General features: G+C 60.2%; 21 protein-coding genes. 11 read left to right on the plus strand and 10 right to left on the minus strand.

Annotated elements, in window-relative coordinates:
• Positions 1-198: 198 nt before the first annotated feature.
• Entirely contained in the window at positions 199-2,382 is a 2,184-nt protein-coding gene (gene speF / locus AC1Q6Y_RS06045) for an ornithine decarboxylase SpeF (RefSeq protein WP_090456145.1), read from the plus strand.
• 49 nt (positions 2,383-2,431) lie between these two features.
• On the opposite strand, the gene ppk2 is transcribed toward speF, so the two are convergent.
• Positions 2,432-3,250 (minus strand): polyphosphate kinase 2, encoded by an 819-nt coding sequence (gene ppk2 / locus AC1Q6Y_RS06050; protein WP_492624183.1) that lies wholly within the window; start codon positions 3,248-3,250, stop codon positions 2,432-2,434.
• Between the two features lie 22 nt (positions 3,251-3,272).
• Positions 3,273-5,030 carry a SulP family inorganic anion transporter gene (locus AC1Q6Y_RS06055; RefSeq protein WP_492624184.1) on the minus strand — a complete coding sequence of 586 codons (1,758 nt, stop codon included), beginning with the start codon at positions 5,028-5,030 and terminating at the stop codon, positions 3,273-3,275.
• Positions 5,031-5,412: 382 nt separating this feature from the next.
• Between AC1Q6Y_RS06055 and AC1Q6Y_RS06060 the strand changes: the two genes are divergently transcribed.
• Positions 5,413-5,865: a hypothetical protein gene (locus AC1Q6Y_RS06060; protein WP_090456151.1), complete on the plus strand. Its 453-nt coding sequence runs from the start codon at positions 5,413-5,415 to the stop codon at positions 5,863-5,865.
• Between the two features lie 280 nt (positions 5,866-6,145).
• Positions 6,146-7,093: a helix-turn-helix transcriptional regulator gene (locus tag AC1Q6Y_RS06065; RefSeq protein WP_223473444.1), complete on the plus strand. Its 948-nt coding sequence runs from the start codon at positions 6,146-6,148 to the stop codon at positions 7,091-7,093.
• A 113-nt stretch (positions 7,094-7,206) separates the two neighbouring features.
• Here AC1Q6Y_RS06065 and AC1Q6Y_RS06070 read toward each other — a convergent pair whose 3' ends face one another.
• The 3 genes from AC1Q6Y_RS06070 to AC1Q6Y_RS06080 all read right to left on the minus strand — a co-directional run bounded on the left by AC1Q6Y_RS06070 (position 7,207) and on the right by AC1Q6Y_RS06080 (position 10,477).
• Positions 7,207-9,126 carry a tyrosine-protein phosphatase gene (locus AC1Q6Y_RS06070; protein ID WP_492624185.1) on the minus strand — a complete coding sequence of 640 codons (1,920 nt, stop codon included), beginning with the start codon at positions 9,124-9,126 and terminating at the stop codon, positions 7,207-7,209.
• A 271-nt stretch (positions 9,127-9,397) separates the two neighbouring features.
• Entirely contained in the window at positions 9,398-9,913 is a 516-nt protein-coding gene (locus tag AC1Q6Y_RS06075; RefSeq protein ID WP_492624186.1) for a hypothetical protein, read from the minus strand.
• A gap of 117 nt (positions 9,914-10,030) precedes the next feature.
• On the minus strand, positions 10,031-10,477 hold the full coding sequence (locus AC1Q6Y_RS06080) for an anti-virulence regulator CigR family protein (RefSeq protein ID WP_218497656.1): 447 nt from the start codon (positions 10,475-10,477) through the stop codon (positions 10,031-10,033).
• A 341-nt stretch (positions 10,478-10,818) separates the two neighbouring features.
• Between AC1Q6Y_RS06080 and AC1Q6Y_RS06085 the strand changes: the two genes are divergently transcribed.
• Positions 10,819-11,055, plus strand: a complete 237-nt coding sequence (locus AC1Q6Y_RS06085) for a hypothetical protein (protein WP_090456158.1) — start codon at positions 10,819-10,821, stop codon at positions 11,053-11,055.
• Between the two features lie 190 nt (positions 11,056-11,245).
• On the plus strand, positions 11,246-11,983 hold the full coding sequence (locus AC1Q6Y_RS06090; protein ID WP_218497658.1) for a hypothetical protein: 738 nt from the start codon (positions 11,246-11,248) through the stop codon (positions 11,981-11,983).
• A gap of 33 nt (positions 11,984-12,016) precedes the next feature.
• On the opposite strand, the gene AC1Q6Y_RS06095 is transcribed toward AC1Q6Y_RS06090, so the two are convergent.
• Positions 12,017-12,820 carry a hypothetical protein gene (locus AC1Q6Y_RS06095; protein ID WP_154861980.1) on the minus strand — a complete coding sequence of 268 codons (804 nt, stop codon included), beginning with the start codon at positions 12,818-12,820 and terminating at the stop codon, positions 12,017-12,019.
• Between the two features lie 648 nt (positions 12,821-13,468).
• Between AC1Q6Y_RS06095 and AC1Q6Y_RS06100 the strand changes: the two genes are divergently transcribed.
• Entirely contained in the window at positions 13,469-13,762 is a 294-nt protein-coding gene (locus AC1Q6Y_RS06100; RefSeq protein WP_102672773.1) for a fructose-bisphosphate aldolase, read from the plus strand.
• 210 nt (positions 13,763-13,972) lie between these two features.
• Positions 13,973-14,680: a CatB-related O-acetyltransferase gene (locus AC1Q6Y_RS06105; RefSeq protein WP_492624317.1), complete on the plus strand. Its 708-nt coding sequence runs from the start codon at positions 13,973-13,975 to the stop codon at positions 14,678-14,680.
• 128 nt (positions 14,681-14,808) lie between these two features.
• On the opposite strand, the gene AC1Q6Y_RS06110 is transcribed toward AC1Q6Y_RS06105, so the two are convergent.
• The 4 genes from AC1Q6Y_RS06110 to AC1Q6Y_RS06125 form a co-directional block, all read right to left on the minus strand.
• Positions 14,809-15,357 carry a cupin domain-containing protein gene (locus tag AC1Q6Y_RS06110; RefSeq protein ID WP_007975263.1) on the minus strand — a complete coding sequence of 183 codons (549 nt, stop codon included), beginning with the start codon at positions 15,355-15,357 and terminating at the stop codon, positions 14,809-14,811.
• Between the two features lie 437 nt (positions 15,358-15,794).
• Positions 15,795-17,078 (minus strand): NAD(P)/FAD-dependent oxidoreductase, encoded by a 1,284-nt coding sequence (locus AC1Q6Y_RS06115; protein WP_154861981.1) that lies wholly within the window; start codon positions 17,076-17,078, stop codon positions 15,795-15,797.
• 51 nt (positions 17,079-17,129) lie between these two features.
• Positions 17,130-18,620 (minus strand): aldehyde dehydrogenase, encoded by a 1,491-nt coding sequence (locus AC1Q6Y_RS06120; RefSeq protein WP_492624187.1) that lies wholly within the window; start codon positions 18,618-18,620, stop codon positions 17,130-17,132.
• A gap of 184 nt (positions 18,621-18,804) precedes the next feature.
• Positions 18,805-20,181 (minus strand): glutamine synthetase family protein, encoded by a 1,377-nt coding sequence (locus AC1Q6Y_RS06125; RefSeq protein WP_090456168.1) that lies wholly within the window; start codon positions 20,179-20,181, stop codon positions 18,805-18,807.
• Positions 20,182-20,464: 283 nt separating this feature from the next.
• On the opposite strand from AC1Q6Y_RS06125, the gene AC1Q6Y_RS06130 reads away from it, so the two are divergent.
• The 4 genes from AC1Q6Y_RS06130 to AC1Q6Y_RS06145 all read left to right on the plus strand — a co-directional run bounded on the left by AC1Q6Y_RS06130 (position 20,465) and on the right by AC1Q6Y_RS06145 (position 24,527).
• On the plus strand, positions 20,465-21,226 hold the full coding sequence (locus AC1Q6Y_RS06130) for a gamma-glutamyl-gamma-aminobutyrate hydrolase family protein (protein ID WP_492624188.1): 762 nt from the start codon (positions 20,465-20,467) through the stop codon (positions 21,224-21,226).
• Positions 21,227-21,592: 366 nt separating this feature from the next.
• Positions 21,593-22,735, plus strand: coding sequence for a polyamine ABC transporter ATP-binding protein (potA, locus tag AC1Q6Y_RS06135; RefSeq protein WP_102672777.1), 1,143 nt, complete (start codon positions 21,593-21,595; stop codon positions 22,733-22,735).
• Positions 22,732-23,646 (plus strand): ABC transporter permease subunit, encoded by a 915-nt coding sequence (locus AC1Q6Y_RS06140; RefSeq protein WP_150814396.1) that lies wholly within the window; start codon positions 22,732-22,734, stop codon positions 23,644-23,646. The genes potA and AC1Q6Y_RS06140 overlap by 4 nt, the downstream gene beginning before the upstream one ends.
• Positions 23,643-24,527: an ABC transporter permease subunit gene (locus tag AC1Q6Y_RS06145; protein ID WP_090456174.1), complete on the plus strand. Its 885-nt coding sequence runs from the start codon at positions 23,643-23,645 to the stop codon at positions 24,525-24,527. The genes AC1Q6Y_RS06140 and AC1Q6Y_RS06145 overlap by 4 nt, the downstream gene beginning before the upstream one ends.
• The last annotated feature ends 94 nt before the right edge of the window (positions 24,528-24,621 follow it).

Genomic DNA, 24,621 nt, shown 5'->3' on the forward strand with positions numbered 1-24,621 from the left:
TGCGCTGGTACACGCCTGACCGACAGGTCGTGAGACGTCAAGTTGTGCAAGGTCGCGGTAAAACGCCTGACAGATCAGAAATATGCTCTATAACCAGTGGTGACACGATTTCCGATCAGGGGAACTGGAAGACTCCTCCGGAAGTTGATCTCTAAAAAAAGCTGCGGACAATTGAGTGCCCGCCAGGAGACACCACCCATGAAAGCTCTGAAAATCGCCGCCAGTGATGGCGCCTCCGAATGTTTCCTGAACGCCCGGGAGGTAGTCCCGCTCAGTCAAACCGACTTCACCGACGTCGCCGTGGCCGTGGTGTCGGTCAATGATGTGTTGGCTGGAGCGTTGGACGTCATTCAGCGCACCGGTTTTGATGTGCCGATTTTCCTGGTGCCGTCCCCCGGCACCAGCACCCGCCCCCGGGAGGTCTACAAACACCTCAATGACGTGCTGCTGCAGGTGAACGGCATCTTCGACCTGTCCCCCAGTAACGTCGAATACCATGGCAACCAACTGGAGACAGCGGCCAAAGCCTATGAAGAAAGCCTGCTGCCGCCCTTCTTCGATTCGCTCAAACGGTACACCGAGGCGGCCAACGCAACCTTTGCCTGCCCCGGTCACCAGGGCGGCCAGTTCTTTCGCAAGCATCCGGCGGGGCGACAGTTTTTCGATTTCTTCGGCGAGACGCTGTTTCGCGCCGACATGTGCAACGCCGACGTCAAGCTCGGCGACCTGCTGATCCACGAAGGCCCGGCGCTGCTGGCGCAGAAACACGCCGCGCAGGTGTTCAACGCCGACAAGACCTACTTCGTGCTCAACGGCACCTCGGCGTCGAACAAGGTGGTGACCAACGCCCTGTTGACCCCCGGCGATCTGGTGCTGTTCGACCGCAACAACCACAAATCCAACCACCAGGGCGCGCTGTTGCAGGCCGGCGCCACGCCGGTGTATCTGGAAACCGCGCGCAACCCCTACGGCTTCATCGGCGGCATCGACGCCCACTGTTTCGACGAAGACTATCTGCGCGAACTGATCGCCGAAGTCGCCCCGGACAAGGCGCAACTGCCACGGCCGTTCCGCCTGGCGATCATTCAACTGGGCACCTATGACGGCACCGTCTACAACGCCCGGCAAGTCGTCGACCGCATCGGCAAGCTGTGTGACTACATCCTGTTCGACTCGGCGTGGGTCGGCTACGAGCAGTTCATCCCGATGATGAAGGACTGCTCGCCGCTGCTGCTCGACCTCAACGAGAACGACCCGGGCATCTTCGTCACCCAGTCGGTGCACAAACAGCAGGCCGGTTTTTCCCAGGCCTCCCAGGTGCACAAGAAGGACCGCCACATCAAAGGCCAGGCGCGCTATTGCAACCATCACCGGCTCAACAACGCGTTCATGGCCCAGGCGTCCACCAGCCCCTTCTACCCGCTGTTCGCTTCGCTGGATGTGAATGCGCGCATTCACTCGGGCCGCAGCGGCCTGCGCCTGTGGGAAGACTGCGTGAAGTTCGGCATCGAGGCGCGCAAGTTGATCCTCGAAGCCTGCACCATGGTCCGACCGTTCGTGCCGGATACCATTGAAGGGCGCGCCTGGGAAGACTATCCAACCGAAGACATTGCCAATGACATCCGCTTCTTCGAGTTCCACCCCAAGGACCGCTGGCACGCCTTTGCCGGCTACGCCGAGAAGCAGTACTTCATCGACCCGTGCAAGTTGCTGTTCACCACGCCGGGCATCGACCCGGTGGATGGCAGCTACACCGACTTCGGCATTCACGCCGGCATCCTGGCCAACTTTCTGCGCGAGAACGGCATCGTTCCGGAAAAATGCGACCTCAACTCCATCCTGTTCCTGCTCACCCCGGCCGAAGACTGGGCGAAGATGACCCACCTGGCCGCGCAGATCGCCCGCTTCGAACGCTTCATCAGCGATGACGCGCCGATGAGCCGGGTGCTGCCAGCCATCTACGCGCAGCATCAGGAGCGCTATCGCAACTACACCATTCGCCAGCTCTGCCAGGAAATGCACGACCTGTACCGCCACCACAATGTGCAGCAGTTGCAGAAGGACATGTTCCGCAAGGAACACTTCCCGAAAAAGGCCATGAACCCGCAGCAAGCGCAAATCGAGTACATCCGCGGCAACGTCGAACTGGTGGCGCTGGCGGATGCCGACGGACGCATTGCGGCCGAGGGTGCGTTGCCTTATCCGCCGGGGGTGCTGTGCGTGGTGCCGGGTGAAATCTGGGGAGGCGCGGTGTTGAAGTACTTCCTGGCCCTGGAAGAAGGCATCAACCGCTTGCCCGGGTTCACACCGGAGCTGCAGGGCGTGTACCTGAAGCAGGAAGGCGGTCGTACCCGAGCGTATGGGTACGTGATCAAGGCCTGATGGCATGCAGCAGGAGCTGGCTTGGGCCGGCTCCTGCCCAATGCATCGATCAGAATTTTTCCGGGATGTACTTGAACGGATAGTTCGGATCCCGATAGTTTCCGGGACTTTGGCGTTTGGGCAGTTTCACTTTTGCCCGCGGTATTTCTTCATAAGGAATACTGTTCAGCACATCACTGATGATGTTCAGTCGCGCCCGTCGCTTGTCATTCGAGTTGGCGACCCGCCACGGGGCGAATTCGGTGTCGGTGAATTTGAACATGTCGTCCCGGGCACGGGAGTAGTCGTACCAGCGGTTATAGGACTTGAGGTCCATGGGTGACAGCTTCCAGATCTTGCGCCCGTCGGTGATACGCGACTTGAGGCGTCGGGTCTGCTCCTCCTGGCTCACTTCAAGCCAGTATTTGATCAGGATGATTCCCGATTCGACCAGTGCCTGCTCGACGCGCGGCACCCCGGTGAGAAAGGTGTGCACCTGCTCGTCGCTGCAGAACCCCATGACCCGCTCGACACCGGCGCGGTTGTACCAGCTGCGATCGAAGATCACCACTTCACCGGCCGCCGGCAGGTGCGGCAGATAACGTTGTACATACATCTGGCTTTTTTCCCGCTCGGTCGGTGCCGGCAGCGCCATCACCCGGAACACCCGCGGACTGACCCGTTCGGTCAACGCCTTGATTGTCCCGCCCTTGCCGGCGCCATCACGGCCCTCAAAGACAATGCAGACCTTGGCGCCCGAGTGCTGCACCCACTCCTGCAGCTTGACCATCTCGACATGCAGCCGCGCCAGTTCCTCGAGATAATCCTTGTTCTTGAGCTTGCCGCTTTCGACCGGTTTGCTTTTGGTTGCCACCTTCTTCTTTGCCATGCCCGTTTCCTCCTTCAATGCGTCACATAGCGTCCGGAGTGCCCCCGGCCGCGTTCATTGCGCGTCGACTGCGCTGATAATATTCAACCGCCTGTTCCAGGTTCAGGAACATGCGCGCCTCGCCCAGCACATGGCCCAGGGGTGCCTTGATGACCATGTCCCATACGCCCGGACTCATGCCCACCAGCCACAGTGAAATGCCTTTCTCTCTCATGCGCTGCTCCGCGCCGGTGAGCATTTTCAGCGCGGTGTATTCCAGGTCGAACACACTGCGCAGGTCCAGGACCACGACCTTGGGATTCGCCACGTCAATCAGCGGCCGGATCTTGTCGGCGATGCGCTCGGCATTGGCGAAGAACACCCGTCCTTCGGGCCTGAGCAACAGCAATCCGTCAAAGTGTTCGTCGTCTTCGTTGTCGGTGGCCTGCGGACGATAGACGTTGGTACCGGGCTTGCGTCCAAGTACGTGCACGGGCGGGTCGGAGACCTGGTAGGCCAGGGCCAGCAACGAGACGATAATCGCCACGACGATCCCTTGCAGCGTGCCCAGCAGCATCACGCCGATCATGGCCACCACGGCCCAGGCAAATTCGGTACGGCGAACCGACAGGATTTCGCGAAATTGCGCCGGTTCGATCAGGCCCACCGAATACACGATCACTACGGCGGCGAGCGTGGCGTTGGGCATCAGGCCAATGAGCGGTGCCAGCAGCAGGCAAGTGCCCAGCGCCAGTGCGGCGGTGACCAGTGCCGCCAGTTGCGAACGGGCGCCGGCCAGGCGGTTCACTGCCGTCTGGGTGGTCCCGCCACCGGCGACCATGGCCCCGAGAAACGCGCCACCGATGTTGGCAACGCCTGTGGCCAGCAGTTCCCGATTCGGTTGTGGCGCGGGCTCGTCACTGCGGGCGAAAGCGCGCCCCGCCGCGATGGTTTCGGTGAAACTCATCAGCGCGATACCCATCGCCGAGGACCACAGGGTTTCGGCCATCGACCAAACCGGCAGGGTCGGTGCGGGCAATCCGATCGGCACCACGCCCACGGCGGACACACCAAAGCGCTCCAGGCCAAACAGGCTCATGCCGATGATGCCAAGCGCCACCGCAATCAAAGGTGCGGGCAGCCGGGGCGTAAAACGCTTCATGCCCACCAGCAGCAGGACCATGAACACACCGACCGCCACGGTCGGCAGCGAGGCATGGCCGACGCTCTGGACCGTGGCCACCAGATTGTGCAGGAAGCCGCCTTTGTCGATGTGCGTGCCCAACAGCTTGGGCAATTGGTCGAGCACGATGACCACGCCGATGCCGGCCTTGAAACCCACCAGTACCGGCTCGGAAATGAAATTGGCGACGAAACCCAGGCGCAGCAACCCCGCGACAATCAGGATCGCACCCACCATCAGGGCCAGCGTGGCGGAACCGGCGAGCAAGGTCGCCGCATCGCCATCGGGGCTGATCTGGCCCAACGCGGAGCCGGCAAGAATGGCCAGGGTGGTCGTGGTGCTGACGCTAAGCGGGCGCGACGTGCCGAGCACGGCATAGATCACCATCGGTACCAGCGCCGTGTACAGCCCGACCTGCACCGGCAGGCCGGCAATGGTGGCGTACGCCAGCGACTTGGGAATGACCACGGCCGCTGCCGTCAGCCCGGCGACCACATCGCTGCGCAGCCAGTCTGGCCGGTAGCTGCCGAGCCACTCCGGGATCAACAGGCTGCGCAAGGTTCTCCGCTGTGGAGTGCCTGGAATCCGCTCTTGCGGATGGCTGCCTTGTTGATTCATCGGTCACTCCAGTGGCAAATCTTCCATGCGGATGATGAGTGGGCTCGACTGACCGCACAATCCTTTAACTGCACGCGCAACCATTGCAAACCCTCAAAGGCATCGAAGCGCGTGTGCCGGCGGGCAATCAGCTCAGGTTGAGGAAATTCCAAGGGTGGGGCATGGGTTGAATACACCGGCAAACGTCCGGGCAATCGGGCTCGGTAGATTACAAATGTAGCCGGTTTGCGCGGCGATGAAGGGATTCGTTGATTGAGCCCGAACACCTCCAACACGTCCTTCCTGAAAGTGGAAGCCTCGTATGGACGACGTCATGAAAGCGATAAATGAGCTATACCCGCTAATTCTCCCCATTGCAGTTCTTCAACTCAGGAGTTTGGCAATGAAGCTCAAAACCTCACTGGCAGCACTCGTGGTTGCGGCAAGCCTTTTCGGCTGCACCACTTCTTCGACCCACGGCGTGAACGTTAACCTGGTCGCCACCCGGCAAAACGCCGGTCAGATCGGCACCGTCACCTTGACCGACTGGGACAAGAAAACGGGGCTCAGTTTCTTCATCAGCGGTGCTCCAATGGGGGTTACGCTGCCCCTGCGTCTTTACTCTTTCATCAATAACGGCACCTGCCAGCAACCCGGGTCAGTCGCTTACGCGATGAACGACACCGTCAACACCGAACGCCAACCCGTACGCGGCTGGTCTTTTACCAGAACCGCGCCTGTGCCGTTGCAAACCCTGCTTGACGGCAAGTATTCGGTGGTCGTGCGAACGGCTTCGACCGATGGCAACGTCGATATTTTTTGCGGGGATATCAAGGCAACAGAACCGGTGAAATAGCCGCGGCCATTGCTGGCCGCCCACGCCCCGGTACCGCTCGTGCCACCCGTTGTGCGGTGCGAGCGGTGGCGTCGGGTGAACGGAGCCGGTGACGACAGTGGCAACAACCGGTAACAAACCTGTCATTAGTCACTGATAACGTCCTAGCGCTTTCCCGAACCGCATCCGTTCGAACTCCGATCGGCAGTTCCCCGTACCGGGCTTTGCCCAACCGCTCAAGGTGACACTACAGGTGTACTCAAGCACGACGCGCAAGCAAATCATCATCAGGTCCAACGACATGAGCTGTGACGACTTTGGCGCGTTGTTCTTGAACCTGTTCGGCAACCTTTACTCCGACTCTGCGCCGCCGCCAAAAAGCATCAGCATCGGCGGGGTCTACGGCAGACACGAAGGTGTCAGCTTTCGTCGCATGCACTTTCACGGTGACTTCACGGTGGCATTTCCCGCCCCCCTTGATGAAATCACGTTCGTCATTCCCACCGCCGGCAAGATCATCTTCAACCACGTCACCGAGTCGGTTGGCTTCGCCCAGATCGGCCTGGCCATCGACAAGGCCGAGGTCCGCTCGGCGCGCTTTGTCGACAATCATGCGCAGCACGGGATTTCGATCAGCCGGGCGCTGATCACCGAACGACTGTCGATGTTGCTCGGCAAGCCGATCCTGCAAAAAATCTGTTTTGAGCCCGTGGTGGATCTGAGCGTACCCGCCTTGCAGGGCATCAAGGCGCTGGTGGACCTGGCCACCGGAACCGAGTTCGACCTGCTGATCAATACGGGCTCGCTGATGCCTTCACGCCTTCGCGAAATGCTGGTCGACGCCGTGCTCGAAACCTGGCCGCACAACTTCACCGAGGCCCTTCAGCGCCCCTCCCCACTGATAGCGCCGCGACATGTGAAGCTGGCCGTCGAGTACATTCAGGCGCATCCCGACCGACTGGCCAGCGGTACCGAACTGGCGCAATTGACCAACGTCAGCCTGCGCGCATTGCAGGAGGGTTTTCAGCGTTTCATGGGCACCTCGATCGTTGCCTATCAGCGCCAGGTACGCCTGGAGCGCGCCTTTGCCGCGCTGTCCCAGGGTGTATCGCCTTCGGTCACGGACGTGGCCTTGCAACACGGCTTCAGCAATGTCGGCCGGTTTTGCCAGTATTTCCAGAGTGCCTACGGCATCAGTCCCGCAGACGTGAGAAAAGGCCGGAGAACGCGACCCATGGCGACCAATTGAGGATGTGTGGGAGCGAGCCTGCTCGCGATGGCGGTATGTCAGCCACCCTCTTCGTCGGCTGCTAGTCCGCCTTCGCGAGCAAGCTCGATCCCACAAATTGTTTGATCTGATCGTCAGAACAGATAACTGGCCTTCAGGCCGCCATTGAAGCCGTGGCTGTCGCCGCCACCACTGGCGCCGACTTGCGCCCCTACGCTCCACGGACCAAGGTTGGCCATGACGTTGACACCACCGGTGAACTGGTCACGGTTGTCGAAGGCGGCTTGCTGTTCGATGTCCAGGCCCAGCAGTTGCCCTTCACTGTCGACTTCATGGTCGCCCAACACATGCTCGTAGCCCACTTGCACACCCGGCACCACTTGCCAGGCACCGAGGCTGACAGGTGCAAAGGATGCGTTGAGGTTGGCCACCGCGCTCTTGCGGGTCTCGTGGATGCCGTCGACGTCCAGGGCCAGTTCGCTGCCCTTTTCCTGGAAGCCCGACAGGTTGACGTGGCTGACCCGCACGCCGAGGCTCGGTTCGAGGGTCACGCCGTTCACCGGCACACGGTAACCGAGCGCCAGGGTCGCGCCGGTGAGGTTGCCATGGCTGTCGCCCCTGGCCGTGCCCAGACCGCCGCCGAGTTCGCGCTTGCTCTCGTAATCGAGATAGCCCGCGCTGGCATTGGCATCCACAAACAGACCACGCTCCAGGCCGTTCGGTGCGAAGCGTGCGCCAACGCTGAAGAACGTCAGGTCGGTATCGGCCTCGCCACCGGCGCCGCCGACACTGCCGCTGCTGTAGCCGAAGCCGGCATGGGCGCTGAGCTGTTCGGAAAAGCGCTGGGTCAGGCCAATCATCATGCCCTGGCTATGCTCGTTGCTGCTGGAGGCCTGGGACGAAGCATCCGTGCCCAGGTACCCCGCCAGTGCGGTGCTCCACAGGCGATATTGCCCGGCCTTGAGGTCGATGCCGCTGGTGAACGGCGCGGCGGCCTGTTCGATCATCGCGCCCTGACGCAGCAGGTAGCTCGCGGCGTCGGCGTGCACCTGACCGCCGACGGTGGACTCCACGCCCCCGAGGCTGCGGGCATCGATGGCCGACTGCAGGTAGTAGTTGTAGGCGCTGTAGGTGCCCGACAGGTTGCTGTTCTGCAGTTGCTGCAACAACTGCGCGCCGGCCGCGGCGTTGCCGGCCAGGTCCGCTGCGCCAGGCAGGCTGTTGTAGAACACCATCTTGCCGCGCAGCACGTAGATGGTTTCCTGGGACAGGCCGAGGCCTTGCTTGAGGTAGTTATCCATCGTGCCGTATTGCGCGGTCACCTCGTCCAGGCCGGCTTGCAGATAACTGGCCTCCACACCGATCAGCGGCCCATAGATGGTCGCCAGGCTCGGTGGCAACGCCGCCAGGGTCGCCTTGATGCGCGCGGCGGTGTAGTCGTTGGTCGCCAGGTAGTTGCTCATGATGGTGGCATCGTCGACCCCGGCGATGCTTTGCAGCACGGCGGCGGTCCAGCCCGTACGGTCCTTGCCGGCGGTGCAATGGAACAGCGCGGCGCCGTCGACCGTGGCCAGTTCATTGAACAGCTGGTTGAACTCGCTGCGCATCCCCGGGTTGCGGACGAAATCACGGTTGGTGTCCTGCATCATGGCGGTGGCTTCGGCGGCGCTGTGGAACGCAACGTTGGTGATGTTCGCACCCGACGTGGAGCCACCGATGATGTCGATGTTGGTGTACGTCGCACCCGTGGGCATCGTGTCGGGCGTGGCGGCGATTTCGGTTGGCGTGCGCAGGTCGTAGACCGCCTTGATGCCCATACCGTTGAGGGTTACCAGATCCGCCGCCGATGGCGTCAGCGCGTTGGAGCGGTAAAACACCCCGCCACGCATGGTGCCGTCATTGGCCGTGGAATACGCGGTGGCAAGACCGGCGACATCGCGCAAGTTATCGATGCTCTTCAGGCGAGGAGTGTTGAGGGGGACAGTCTCGGCCGCCTGGGCGGCAGCGATGGACAGGCTCAAAACAGACAGCGAACACACAAGTCGTTGGAACACAGTGCAGCCTCATTGAAATCGCGTTGGGCTGACTAATATCTACAATGAAATGGCGTTGAACATGACAAATCGCCCACGAACGCAAATCACTGCGCGATGTGTCCCGGCGGCTCGTTTTCTGTCCGTGTAATGCCCGCTGGGGGGCTGGTTGTGAGTGATGTGCCTGGCGGGGAACGAGGTGTGTGGTGGCCGGTGGTCAATTTCCAGGTATAAAAAAACCCGCCTTCCAGCGGGTTTTTTGCTTTTCAGAATCTGATCTGTCGCCGCGAACTCAATGGGTTTTTTTCGAGGTCGACTGCCCGGCTTTACTCAAGCCCTTGGTGTTGTGCTCACCCGGCGTCGAGGCCGAAATAGCCCTGGCCTTGGAGATGCCGCGAGTATCTTTGGAATGGGCGATGCCTGAGGTCGTGGTGCCATGACCGTTATCATCGTTGCGCTCACTACCGTAGTGGTTCCCGCTCAGGCCATGGTCGCGCACGGATTTGCCGGCATGGTCGCTGTTCAGCCCGTTGCCGCGGCCGTTACTGCCGGAGTGGCCTGTACCGGCGTGTCCGCCCCCCATACCGCCGCCGTGGCCTGCGCCGTTTCCGCCGCCATTACCACCGCCATTACCACCGCCATTACCACCGCCATTTCCGCCACCGCCGCCGCCACCGTTTCCACCGCCACCGCCATCCTTCGCGTATGCGGAACCCATGATCGACAGGCCATCAGGGAGTAACGGAGCGGCTGCAAGCATCATGGCGCATGACATTACAGCAACGAGACTCTTGTTTTTAAAAAGCATGATTGCTTCCGTAGGAGGTTGATATCGCGTGACGTATGACGCGATATCCCTGGAACAGTTCAAGTGCCACGACAGACGGCTGGAGCACCCTCAGTCAACGGGAAGACCTTCCACACGTTAATCAAACGCACCGTCGAGAATTTCATAGACAAGCCCGGTGGCCAGCGCAACCAGGATCAGGTCCGTACCGACTTGCTGCCATTCGTAGCCATCGTAGTGGGGCAGCCTGCCGACCAGCCGGCCATCCAGTTTTTTGGCGATGCCGGGTGGAAGCGGCTTGCCACGGGCAAGGTTCTTTTGAATGCCCGGTGGCAAATCAGGCCCGGGGCTCCAGTAGCCCGTGTTCACGCCAATGATCTGGAGCACGCTGCTGCGGTTGATGCTCGGGCCATTGCTCCAGTCCCCGCCGCCGGAATTCTTGTTCTTGTTGCCATGACTGCCCTGGTTGCCATGGTTGGCCTTCCCGTTACCCTGGCCGTTACCGGGATCAGCCAGCGCCGTCGCCGAGCCGCTGATCAGGGTCAAACAGGTGATTGCTGCAATCAAAGATCGAGACCTGAACATGAGTCGCTCCTTCGTGGTGGGAAATGTTCCCTGAAATTTAGACGCTATTGACGTAGTTGGTTCCATCGAGTCACAGAGCCATGAACCGTCTGCGCTCATCCGCTCGAAACCAGGTTTCACGTCCGGGCATTCGCCGCAACCTTCTTCGATGTGAATCCACGCTTGATACGTCGCAGATACTTCAATGCGTGGCGCTGTTTCCCGATTGTTACCTCAGCGCCGCAGTTGTCACTTCTGCGCCGCCGAACTGGCCAATAGAGTATGGCCGTCGGTGTGGAACTGGGTCGTCGACTTGTCGGCCCGCGTTGGCACCGATCCCCCCATCACGGAAGAGGTGAATCATGAGTTTCGTCAAAGTGGAAAAAAACCAGAGCAGCGCCCCGTCGGATGCCGACATGAAAAAAGCCATGGTCGAGTCGGGCGGCAAGCCGGGCGAGGTCACCGGGACCAATGCCGCCCGCACCCTGACCTACACCGGCGTGGTCAATCACACGGTGTACGAGAACAAGCTGATCGAGATCGCCAAGGGCAAACGCACCAGCTGGAACTTCGTCTGGGCCGATGCCCGGGCCGCCTGAGGTCAAGGCGGGGCGGCCGATCGGCTGCCCCGCTGACCCGGCCCCTGATACACCCCCGATACCCGCTTGTAACACCAAGACACTTAGCCGCCCTGCCCCTCGCCCCTAGAGTGAAGCCGTCAATGGACAGCAGCGCCAAGCGCCAGCAGCCCATTGTTTGCCCAACACACCACCAAGGAAGAGGGAAACCATGAGCAAATCAATCGCTGTCAGCCAAAAGAGCCAGCAGCTTCACAATGATGTGCAAGAAGCCGTCAAGTCGATCATGGGTGCAACGCAACTGAAAGCGGCGGATTACGGCCGGGTACTGAGGTCGGCCCTGGCGGCTTCGCAAAAAACCGTCACCATCGAAATCGCCGCCGGCGACCTGGCGCTGCTCAAGAAGTCAGGCTACAAGCTGTGCTTTGCCAAGAAGGTGGGTGACGCCGACTACAACGTGGTCTGGCAGTCCTATGACGCTTACCTGAGCAACAACGAGTTCAGTTGGACGCCTCAATATCAGCTGTTTGCGTCCAACCTGTTCAAGGCAAATGTGCAGGTCAAAGTCTCGACCAACATCGTCAATATCGGCCTGGGGCAAACATCGACACTCGATGAGCACGGTCTGCTGAGTTCGGCGGTTACCGGGGGACCGAACATTTCCATAACCTTTGTAAATGACTACGACCCCATCCATCCGGGTATCAACCAGTTATCTACCGGCATTGATGGCAATCAGGTCAGCACCCCCATTTACGTTGCGGTGGATCAGGTGGTCACCGGTGAAACCGTGCTGACGCCGGTGGAAACCATCCTCGTGTGGTTCGAACAGAACGTACAGACCAGCACCATGTTCAGTACCTCACGCTCCAAGGCGATCGAAATCGACTTGACGTTCGATAACACCGCAGGTCGCCTTTACGAAGGCGGTCAGTGGAAAACCGTGTAACCGTCATGCCGGGGCAACCTTGCGGTTGCCCTTTCACTCCTCTTTGCCCGTCGTGGCGAAGTAGCCCGTCAGCGAGCGACAGATCGACTGCGCGAGGTCCTCCTGGGTGGCGATGCCATGGGGTCGATCACGATCGAACTGCGCCGACCAGCGAATCCGCCCCTGCGCCACATCCACCAGGCGCAATGACGCTCGCACCCGCGAAGGCTCGACCCGCACGCTGCCCTCCAGGCAATAGCTGTAACGCCCGCCGCGCTTGAAGTCCGGTACCGGCTCGCTGTTGCGTGCCACCCGCATCAACACATGATTGGTCCCGGTCTGCGCCTGCTCGAACGACTCGAACAGTCGGCAGCTCAACTCCTCGCACAAACCCCGGGTAAAGTCATCGCCATCGCGGGTAAGGCAGGTAAACGGCTGGATCTGGACCACAGGATGGCGAGTGCCGACGCCCTTGGGCCGCAGCCGCTGGTAGGTCAAGCGATAACACCCGGGTGGAATGCTGAAGCGCACCGGGTCCTGCTGGCCGTTGCCGGCGTAATGCGCTGCGAGCTTGCGCCGCAAGCGCCCCACCTGCACTCGAACCACCGGATCGTCGCCCGTGCAATACACTGCCGGGTCACGACGAAACACCGCGATGCCAATGGCGTGTTCGGTCAGCGGCGTATTGCAAGCCTGAAGGTCGTGCTCGACCAGAAAGCGCAACAGACTGCCCATGCGCCTGGACTTGGCAAACAACGGGCTGACCAGCAACAGCGCCAGCACCCGCTCGATTTCTTCCCGATCGAGCGGCTCGGGTCTCCCCGCCGCAGTCGAATCGGCCATGCTTTTGATCACCATCGCCTGCCTCCGTGCAGGTTGCCGACAGGAATGGATGTCGCACTCCGTGATTACCCTTGCAGCGTGAGCAGGAATGGAACTCGGGCACTGCAACGACCAAGCGTAGCAGCCGTGTTGATATCGGCAGGCAATTGCGATGGTAGCAACCCGCCATCCGACGAACGTTCAATCTTGACGTCTGGAAAATTTGTAGGACTTGTCCCTTTGTGGCGAGGGAGCTCGCTCCCGCTGGGCTGCGAAGCGGCCCTGATCCTTTGCAACTCATTTCCTCAGACCCATCGCAGTGCCCGGTTTTACGGTGGCAGAGCCGCCGAACGGGAGCAAGCTCCCTCGCCACAGGGGGCATTTGGCGTCCTACAGGCCGGTTGCAGCACAGGAGATCGACACCTAATGTGCGCCCGTCGCTGACTTGAGTTGGCGACAGGGTTTCGCAGCCCTGTAGATACGTGTAGTAACCTTGCAGTCCATCAAGCCGATGACGGTCGCATCTGCGCCCGCATGTCGCTTTATGGTGGCTGTGTGTGGGAGATCTTCGGGTCTGCCGGGTTCCTCGTATCCTCGGTCTGCGAACCCGCACATAGCTACCACCCCATTCGAATCGCAGCGACCGGGAGTAGTTCTTCTTACAGATACGAGGAAGTTTTACTTATGACGACTAACAGTCCGGATCCCCGCTTCACCCCCATGAAACAAATCGCCACCAGCTACCCCGTCCTCCTCATCGACAGTGACGCCCCGCTACGCGAACTCCACAACTGCGCCGCCGAACGCCTCAACGCCGTCCTGCAATACCTCAACCTCATGGCCTGCACCAGCCTCCCCGACTACGCCGAAAACGACATCAACACCGTCACCAACATTTCGCGGATTCTGCTTCAGGATGTGCGGGATGTGTTTGGCGTGATCGAGCAGCGGGGGTTTGAGGGGCCGAAGAAGCAGTGACATTGTTCAAGCACAAAAAACCCGCATTTCTGCGGGTTTTCAATGGCTACCGTTCAGTTGGCTACAGCAGCCATCAGCAGACTGAAACGCGCAAAAACCGTTTTTGAGTAACGTCTAAAAAGTTCATCTACCCCGGCCGATTCATTTAGACTCGCCGTTGGCTCATGGGGCCGGGCCATGCCCGATAACGGATATCCAAGACAGCTGTTCATGAAAACAATAATTAGTTATTTGCGAAATAGTTACTGGAAAAGATGGATCCGCAAACACAAATGCAAAGTGGCGGGCGGTTTATTGTCGCTGCACAAAAGATCGACAGTGACCCTAGAAGAAGGCGTGACGCTTGGGCATGTGGTCATAGAGTCAAAAAAGCTGGAAATCGGTGCGCATACCTATATCCGCAGTGACTGCGTCCTTTCGGCGGTCTCATCCATTGGCAGGTTTTGCTCCATTGGCAGCAGCTGTTTTATCGGCCAACAAAAGAGCTCGCATCCGTTGGACTGGCTCAGTTCACATCCCTTTCAATATACCGACACGGCGCTGGTTTACGACCCGGAGGTTGCGGACATCACGATTGGGCATGACGTCTGGATCGGCCATAGCGCGATGATCCTGGAAGGCGTGACCATAGGCACCGGCGCTGTCATCGCAACCCGCGCCCTGGTTGCCCATGACGTGCCACCGTACGCCATTGTTGCTGGCACCCCGGCAAAAGTTGTCAAGTATCGGCATACACCCGAGTTGATTGAGGCGCTGATCAACAGCAAGTGGTGGGATGTTGATGTCGAGGTACTCAAGACATTACCGCTCAATGATCCGCAAGCCACTTTATCTCTGTTGGCCACCCTGCAGAAAGAAACGCGTGCCGACTACCAACAGATCGAAATAACCCGCAAAGGGTGCAGTATTTCGTCTTGAACATTGGAAATGACCAACACTGCACATTCAAGATGCCCGGCCAAACCAGATTCAAATTATAAAAAAACCCGCATCAGAGGCGGGTTTTAACGGCTGGATCCTGATGATCCCTGCCCGAAAAGCGGTTATCAGAAGTTCGCCGGTGTGTTGGCGCTGATGATTTCCGCCTCATCTGCCCCGATATTGCGAAACCGGTGCGGCAAGGTCGTCGGGAAGTAATAGCCGTCCCCGGCGTTGAGCACACTCACCTGGCCATCCACGGTCAACTCCACGGTACCCCGGGTCACCAACCCACACTCCTCGCCTTCGGAATGCACGATCGGCTCTTCGCCGGAGCTTGCGCCCGGTGCGTATTGCTCGCGCAGCAAGCGCATCTGCCGGCTTGGCACGGACGCGCCGATCAGCAGCAGGCGCAGGCCATGGCGGCCGAGGTCGGGCTGTTCGTTGGCGCGAAAGACGTACTGGTGTTCGCGCGGCGGCTGATCGAAGGTGAAGAAGTCGGCCAGGGACATGGGGATGCCCTCCAGCAATTTCTTCAGGGAGCTGACGGAAGGACTGACCCGATTCTGTTCGATCAGGGAGATGGTTGCATTGGTGACGCCGCTACGCCGGGCCAGCTCGCGCTGGGACAGTTTGTAGCTTTCGCGTACTAATTTGAGTCGTGAGCCCGTGTCCATGACAGCCTTATGTGCCAACCCGTAGGAGCGAGCTTGCTCGCGATTGCGATCTGACCTTCAACATTGATGTCGACTCAACCAACGCTTTCGCGAGCAGGCTCGCTCCTACAGGGATAATGGAGGGGTGGAGTGCAGGCGCGGATCACGCCGTTTTCCGGTCCCGGAAACGTGAAAGGCGGCTATTAAATCACGTTTGTTCGTAATGCTCAGCAGGTTCGATAAACGGCTGAAAAAAAGAACCTGTTGATGATAATTCTGGGTCAAGACACAAGACCTGTGGGAGCGAGCTTGCTCGCGATGGCGGCGGGTCAGTCAACATCAATGTCGAATGTCAGACCGCTATCGCGAGCAAGCTCGCTCCCACAGGGGGATTTGCTGTGTTGCTGAAATAAAAAACCGGCGGCACCTTTTTGGGGCAGCCGCCGGTGAGGTAAAACCTAGATCCCGAAACGGTCACGCAGCGAGTAGTACACCGCGCCGAGGGCGGTCAACGGCGCCGAGAAGGTACGCCCGCCGATCATCGGCATGTGCGGCAGCGAGGCAAATGCATCGAAGCGCTCGGCGTCGCCACGGATCATTTCCGAGATCAGTTTGCCGGCCAGGTGCGAACAGGTGACGCCGTGGCCGCTGTAGCCCTGCATGTAGTAGGCGTTTTTCTCTATACGGCCGAATTGCGGCATGCGCGACATGGTCAGCAGGAAGTTGCCGGTCCAGCGGTAGTCGATCTTCACGTCCTTCAATTGCGGGAAGGTCTTGAGGATCTTCGGGCGGATCAGTTGTTCGATGTCGTCCGGCTCGCGTGCACCGTAGACCACGCCGCCGCCGTACAGCAGGCGGTTGTCGGCGGTCAGGCGGTAGTAGTCGAGCAGGTAGTTGCAGTCTTCCACGCAGTAGTTGTTGGTGATCAGGCTTCGGGCCTGCTTTTCAGACAACGGCTCGGTGACGACGATCTGCGAACCGCACGGCATGCTCTTGCTGGTCACGCGGTTGTCCAGGCCTTGCGGCAGGTAGGCGTTACCGGCGATCAGCAGGTACTTGGCCTTCACCACGCCTTTGGCGGTGCGCACGGTGATGGGCTCGCCGTAGGTGATTTCCACCGCCGCCGACTGCTCGTAGATCTTGCCGCCCAGGCCGATGATGGCCGAGGCCTCGCCAAGGGCCAGGTTCAGCGGGTGAATGTGGCCGCCCTGCATGTCCAGCAGGCCGCCGACGTAGGCGTCGGAACCCACTTCGCGCTTGATGTCGGCCGCGTCGAGCATTTTCAGGTTCTTGTTGCCGTAACGTTCCCAGCTCTTCTTCTGTTCGGCCAGGCCCTTGAGTTGCTTTTTGTTCATCGCCGCGAAGATGCCGCCGGGGCGGTAGTCGCACTGGATGTCGTAGTGCTGTATGCGCTGACGGATGATGTCGGCGCCTTCGAAGATCATGCTGCCGAGGACTTCGGCAGTCTTGTCGCCGTAGCGCTCTTCGATGACATCGACGTCGCGGCTATAGGAGTTGACCAGTTGGCCACCGTTGCGACCGCTGGCGCCGAAACCGACTTTGGCCGCTTCGAGCACGGTCACGCTGTAGCCCGCTTCGGCGAGGAACAGGGCCGAGGACAGGCCGGTGTAGCCGGCGCCGATCACGCAGACGTCGCAGTCCACCGCCCCTTCCAGCACCGGGAAATCACCGGTGAAGTTGCGGGTGGCGGCGTAGTAGCTGTTTACATGTGTTTGTTTCATACATTTCTCCGATGGCCGCCGACAGAGCCGGCGACCGTCGCTTTATTGTTATCAGAGCTTGATCCAGGTCGCCTTGAGTTCGGTGTACTTGTCGAACGCGTGCAGCGATTTGTCCCGACCATTACCCGACTGCTTGAACCCGCCGAACGGCGCGGTCATGTCGCCGCCGTCGTACTGGTTGACCCAGACGCTGCCGGCACGCAGGCCACGGGCGAAGGTGTGGGCCTTGCTCAGGTTGCTGGTCCATACACCAGCGGCCAGGCCGAAGATGCTGTCGTTGGCAGTCGCCAGGGCTTCATCGAAGGTGTCGAAGGTGATGACCGACAGCACCGGGCCGAAGATTTCTTCCCGGGCGATGGTCATGGCGTTGGTCACGCCGTCGAAAATCGTCGGTTCCACGTACTGGCCACCGGTGTCTTCGAGGGTGCGGCTGCCGCCGGCGATCAGTTCGGCGCCCTGCTCTTTGCCGATGCCGATGTAGCGCAGTACGTTGTCCAGTTGACGCTGGTCGACGACCGCACCGACAGTGGTCGCAGGGTCGAGGGCGTGGCCCGGTTTCCAGGCTTGCAGGGCTTCGACCAACAATGGAATGAACTGCTCGCGAATCGAACGTTCCACCAGCAAGCGAGAACCGGCAGTGCAGACTTCACCCTGGTTGAAGGCGATACCACTGGCCGCCGCCTGTGCTGCCGCACGCAGATCCGGCGCGTCGGCGAACACCACGTTCGGGCTCTTGCCCCCGGCTTCGGCCCAGACGCGTTTCATGTTGCTCTGCCCGGAGTAAACCATCAGCTGCTTGGCAATCGCCGTGGAGCCGGTGAAGGCCAGCACGTCGACGTCCATGTGCAACGCCAGCGCCTTGCCAACGGTGTGGCCGTAGCCCGGCAGGACGTTGAACACACCTTTCGGGATGCCGGCATCCAGCGCCAGCTGCGCGATGCGGATCGCGGTCAGCGGGGACTTTTCCGAAGGCTTGAGGATGAACGAGTTGCCCATCGCCAGAGCCGGGGCGAATTTCCAGCTGGCCATGATCAGCGGGAAGTTCCACGGCACGATGGCCGCGACCACGCCGGCCGCTTCGCGGGTCACCAGGCCCAGTTGATCCTGGGGCGTGGCGGCGACTTCGTCGTAGATCTTGTCGATGGCTTCGGCGGTCCAGCGGATCGCGTTGGCGGTCGCCGGAATGTCGATGCTCATGGAGTCGCTGATCGGCTTGCCCATGTCGAGGGTTTCGAGCAGGGCCAGTTCTTCCTGGTTCGCCAGGATCAGGTCGGCGAAACGGATCAGGATGCGCTTGCGCTCGGCCGGGGCGAGGTTGGCCCACACGCCGGATTCGAACGTACGACGCGCCACGGCGACCGCTGTATTGGCGTCGGCTTCGTCGGTGCTGGCGACGTTCGCCAGGAAACGACCGTCCACGGGGCTGATGCATTCGAACGTCGCGCCGCTGGCGGCTGCGCAGTATTGGCCGTCAATGAATGCGCGACCTTCGATGGTTAGGGACTGGAAGCGCTGCTCCCAATCGCTGCGAGTGTTTGTCATGGTTGTGACTCGACGCAGGGGAATAAGAATCTGAAAAGAACCGCAATCCCTGTGGGAGCGAGCTTGCTCGCGATAGCGGTGGGTCAGACGCCATCCATGTTGAATGTGATGGCCTCATCGCGAGCAAGCTCGCTCCCACAGGGTTTGGCGGTGCACACAGGATTTGTGTGTGCCGCCAACGCCGTCAGACAGTGTGCAGGTACCAGTTGTACTCAAGGTCCGAGATGGAGTTCTCGAACTCGGCCAGCTCGCTTTCCTTGCACGCCACGAACACATCGATGTACATCGGGTCGATGTAGCGCGCCATGACTTCGCTGTCGTCCAGCTCGCGCAGTGCGTCGCGCAGGTTGTTCGGCAGGCTCTGCTCGTTCTGCTCGTAGCTGTTGCCTTCCACCGGGGCGCCCGGTTCGATCTGGTTGGTCAGACCGTGGTGAACACCGGCCAATACCGATGCCATCAGCAGGTACGGGTTGGCGTCGGCACCGGCTACACGATGCTCGATGCGCACGGCGTCCTTGGAGCCGGTCGGTACACGCACGGCCACGGTGCGGTTATCGATGCCCCAGCTCGGCGAGTTCGGTACATAGAACTGTGCGCCGAAACGACGGTACGAGTTGACGTTCGGGCAAAGGAACGCCATCTGCGCCGGCAGGGTCTCGAGCACACCGCCGATCGCGTGTCGCAGCGCGGCGTTCTGCTCGGGATCCTCGCTGGCAAAGATGTTGTTGCCTTCTTTGTCGAGAATCGAAATGTGCACGTGCAGACCGTTACCTGCCTGGCCCGGATACGGCTTGGCCATGAAGGTGGTGTCCATCTCGTGGTCGTAGGCGATGTTCTTCACCAGACGCTTGAGCAGGACCGCGTAGTCGCAGGCCTTGATCGGGTCAGCCACGTGATGCAGGTTGACTTCGAATTGCGCCGGGGCGCTTTCCTTGACGATGGCGTCAGCCGGGATGCCCTGCTCTTTCGCGCCTTCGAGGATGTCTTGCAGGCAATCGACATATTCGTCGAGGTCGTCGATCAGGTACACCTGGGTCGACATCGGACGCTTGCCGGACACCGGCGAACGTGGCGATTGCGGACGACCGTTCACGTTGTCCTGGTCGATCAGGTAGAACTCCAGTTCGAACGCGGCGCAGATGGTCAGGCCCATGTCGTCGAACTTGCGCACGATATTGGCCAGCACTTCACGCGGGTCGGCGAAGAATGGCTCGCCTTCGATTTCGTGCATGGTCATCAACAGTTGCGCGGTCGGGCGCTTCTGCCATGGCTCGATGCTGAGGGTGCCGGGGATCGGGTAGCAGATCCGGTCGGCATCGCCGATGTCCAGACCCAGGCCGGTGCTTTCCACCGTGGAACCATTGATGTCCAGAGCAAACAGAGAGGCCGGCAGGTTGATGCCTTTCTCGTAAACCTTATGAAGACTGGTGCGCTCGATGCGCTTGCCGCGCACCACACCGTTCATATCCGCAATCAGAAGGTCGACGTACAAAACCTCAGGATGTTTCTTAAGGAATGCGTTTGCTTCGTTGAGTTGAACGGCACGCAGAGGGACCGACATGATGCACCTATTTTTTACTGTTAATTATTATGTTCACCGCCCTTTCACGAGCCCAGTCAATCCGAAAGACAAAGTGAAGTCAATAGCGAACACCTGGCCTTTCAACGTTTATTTTCGGGCCTCTCAGGGGGACGAGAGTGCCAGATACGCCCTCAAACACGCGTAAACCCTGAAGATCGGACGTGCGGCGTTTAGAATTTTTTACATGAGAGTTGTTAATTAAAATCAACAAGGCTAAGCTCCGGAAAAGCTCGTTCAAGTGTGAAACTTCGAGGTGATAAAAATGGCACTCAAGCCATTGATCGGCGTTACTGCGTGCGTCAAACAGATTGGCCTGCACCCCTACCACATCAGCGGTGACAAGTACTTGCGTGCTGTCAGCGCTGCGGCACTGGGGCTGCCTGTCGTTATTCCTTCCTTAGGCGACCTGACCGAAATCGATGACCTGCTGCCGCAGCTCGACGGTCTGTTGCTGACCGGCTCGCCGTCGAACGTGGAACCCTTCCACTATCAAGGCCCCGACAGCGCCCCCGGCACGGATCATGATCCGGCGCGGGATGCCACCACCCTTCCCCTGATCCGCGCCGCTATTGCAGCGGGCGTGCCGGTGCTCGGCATCTGCCGTGGTTTCCAGGAAATGAATGTGGCGTTCGGTGGCAGCCTGCATCAGAAGGTCCATGAACTGCCTGGCTTGCTCGACCATCGCGAGGCCGACCATCCGGACCTGGCCGTGCAATACGCCCCCGCCCATGAGGTGAATGTGCAGCCCGGCGGTGTGTTCGAAACGCTGGAGCTGCCTGCGGTGTTCCAGGTGAACTCGATTCACAGCCAAGGCATCGACCGCCTCGCGCCCGGCCTGCGCGCCGAAGCCGTCGCGCCCGATGGCCTGATCGAGGCGATCTCCGTCGAGCACAGCAAGGCCTTTGCCCTCGGCGTGCAATGGCACCCGGAATGGCAAGTGCTGAACAACCCTCCTTATTTGAGTATTTTCCAGGCGTTTGGCGAAGCCTGCCGGCAACGGGCGGCACTGCGTCACTCGCGCTGACGTAAAAACACCAACAAACGATTTTCTGCCCCCGTGGGTCAGGCGGGCGTGCCTTTGCGCGCCCGTCACCCGCGACAACAACACACTGCAATAACAACAAGTACGAAAGGCAGCCAGGATGGCGGCGCCGAATAAACCCGAGCGGTATGGGTGAGTTCGATCAGCAAACGCAAATCCCTGTGGGAGCGAGCTTGCTCGCGATAGCGATGTGTCAGGTGACATCAATGTCGATTGTGCCGGCCTCATCGCGAGCAAGCTCGCTCCCACAGGGTCTGCGTTCTGACCGAAGTCCCCGATACGGGTTTGCAATCCACTATTAAGCCGGGCCGTGTTGGCCGGGCGACTGAAACCTGTTGGGAGTTTCACATGGCAAACGCCTCCAGCATCTACAGGAAGGCTCTTGAGGGTCACCAGGCACCGAAAAAGGTGTTGGTGAAAATCGATCGCGTCACCAAGAAGTTCGACGAAACCATCGCTGTGGACGATGTGTCCCTGGAAATCCACCAGGGTGAAATCTTCGCCCTGCTCGGTGGTTCCGGTTCCGGCAAATCGACCCTGCTGCGCATGCTCGCCGGTTTCGAGCGCCCGACCGAAGGCCGGATTCTGCTCGACGGTGTCGACATCACCGACATGCCGCCGTACGAACGACCGATCAACATGATGTTCCAGTCCTACGCGCTGTTCCCGCACATGACGGTAGCGCAGAACATCGCCTTCGGCCTCAAGCAGGACCGTTTGCCAGCGGCCGAAATCGACGCCCGGGTGCAGGAGATGCTGCGCCTGGTGCACATGACCCAGTACGCCAAGCGCAAGCCGCACCAACTGTCCGGCGGCCAGCGTCAGCGCGTGGCCCTGGCCCGTTCCCTGGCCAAGCGTCCGAAGCTGCTGCTGCTCGACGAACCGATGGGCGCACTGGATAAAAAGCTGCGTTCGCAGATGCAATTGGAGTTGGTGGAGATCATCGAGCGCGTGGGCGTGACCTGCGTGATGGTGACCCACGACCAGGAAGAGGCCATGACCATGGCCCAGCGCATCGCGATCATGCACCTGGGCTGGATCGCCCAGATCGGCAGCCCGGTGGACATTTATGAAGCACCGGTCAGCCGCATGGTCTGCGAATTCATCGGCAACGTGAACGCCTTCGACGGCACCGTGGTCGAGGACCTGGAAGGTCACGCGATAATCCACAGCCCGGACCTGGAGCAGAAGATCTACGTCGGTCACGGCGTCAGCACTTCGGTGCAGGACAAGTCGATCACCTACGCGATCCGCCCGGAAAAACTGCTGGTCAGCACCGTCAAGCCGGATAACCGCTACAACTGGTCCGCTGGCAAAGTGCATGACATCGCCTACCTGGGCGGGCACTCGGTGTTCTACGTCGAACTGCCTGGGGGCAAGATCGTCCAGTCGTTCATGGCCAACGCCGAACGCCGTGGTGCGCGTCCGACCTGGGACGATCAGGTCTACGTGTGGTGGGAAGACGACAGCGGCGTGGTACTGCGCGCATGAAAACCTTCAATCAGCAATTCCTGAGGTGGGTCCCCAGCGGGCGCAAGTTCGTCATCGGGATTCCGTTCATCTGGCTGTTCCTGTTCTTCATGTTGCCGTTCTTCCTGGTGATGAAGATCAGCTTCTCGGAAGCGGCCCTGGCCATTCCGCCCTACTCGGAGATCTACACCTTCGCCGAGCAGAAATTCCAGCTGTTGCTCAACATCGGCAACTACACCCTGCTGGGCGAGGATGAGCTGTACCTGTCCGCCTACCTGGGCTCGTTGAAGGTGGCGTTTTTCAGCACCGTGATGTGCCTGGTGATCGGTTTCCCGATGGCCTACGCCATCACCAAGGCCAGCAAGGAAGCGCAGAACGTGCTGATGCTGCTGATCATGATGCCGACCTGGACCGCGATCCTGATCCGCGTTTATGCGTGGATGGGCATCCTCAGCAACAACGGCCTGCTCAACGGGTTCCTGATGTGGACCGGGCTGACGTCGCACCCGATCGAGATCCTCAACACCAACATCGCCGTCTACATTGGCGTCGTCTATGCATACCTGCCGTTCATGGTGCTGCCGCTGTACGCCAACCTGGTCAAGCACGACCAGAGCCTGCTGGAGGCCGCATCGGACCTGGGTTCGAGCACCTTCAACAGCTTCTGGAAAATCACCGTGCCTTTGGCCAAGAACGGCATCATCGCCGGTTGCATGCTGGTGTTCATTCCGGTGGTCGGTGAGTTCGTGATTCCGGAACTGCTGGGCGGCCCGGAAACCCTGATGATCGGCCGTGTGTTGTGGCAAGAATTCTTCAACAACCGCGACTGGCCGGTGGCGTCCGCCCTGGCGGTGGTAATGCTGTTGATCCTGATTGTGCCGATTCTGCTGTTCAACCGCAGCCAGGCCAAAGAGATGGAGGCACGGGGATGAAACGCTTCGGATTTTCAAAGTTCATGCTGATTTTCGGCCTGTCGTTTATCTACCTGCCGATGCTGATTCTGGTGATCTACTCGTTCAACGCCTCCAAGCTGGTGACAGTGTGGGGTGGCTGGTCGATCAAGTGGTACGCCGGTTTGCTCGACAACAGCCAGTTGATGGGTTCGGTGCTGCGCTCGCTGGAAATCGCCTGCTACACCGCGATTGCGGCAGTCGCACTAGGGACGCTGGCCGCGTTCGTCCTGACGCGCGTCACACGCTTCAAGGGCCGCACGCTGTTCGGTGGCCTGGTCACCGCGCCGCTGGTGATGCCTGAAGTGATCACCGGCCTGTCGCTGTTGCTGCTGTTCGTGGCCATGGCGCAGTTGATCGGCTGGCCGATGGAGCGTGGCATCGTCACGATCTGGATCGCCCACACCACGTTTTGTGCCGCCTATGTGGCGGTGGTAGTCTCCGCCCGCCTTCGCGAACTGGACCTGTCCATCGAAGAAGCGGCCATGGACCTGGGTGCGAAGCCGTTCAAGGTGTTTTTCCTGATCACCATTCCGATGATCGCGCCGTCACTGGCGGCCGGCGGCATGATGTCGTTCGCCCTGTCGCTGGATGACCTGGTGCTGGCGAGCTTCGTGTCCGGCCCGGGTTCCACGACCCTGCCGATGGAGGTGTTCTCGGCGGTGCGTCTGGGCGTCAAGCCCGAGATCAACGCCGTGGCCAGCCTGATCCTGTTGGCAGTGTCGATCGTGACCTTCATGGTCTGGTACTTCAGCCGCCGTGCCGAAGCCACCCGCAAGCGCGCGATCCAGGAAGCCATGGACCAGACCGCCAGCGAATCCTGGCAGCAACCGAAAAAGCAAATGGCAGAAGCGACGGCCTGAGGCCGCCCCTGTAGGAGCGAGCTCGCTCGCGATGGACGTCAACGATGACGCGGGCTACCTGAATTAACGCGGCGTCCTTGAGTTTTTCGCGAGC

The sequence above is a fragment of the Pseudomonas sp. GW823-FHT06E10 genome (assembly GCF_058794995.1).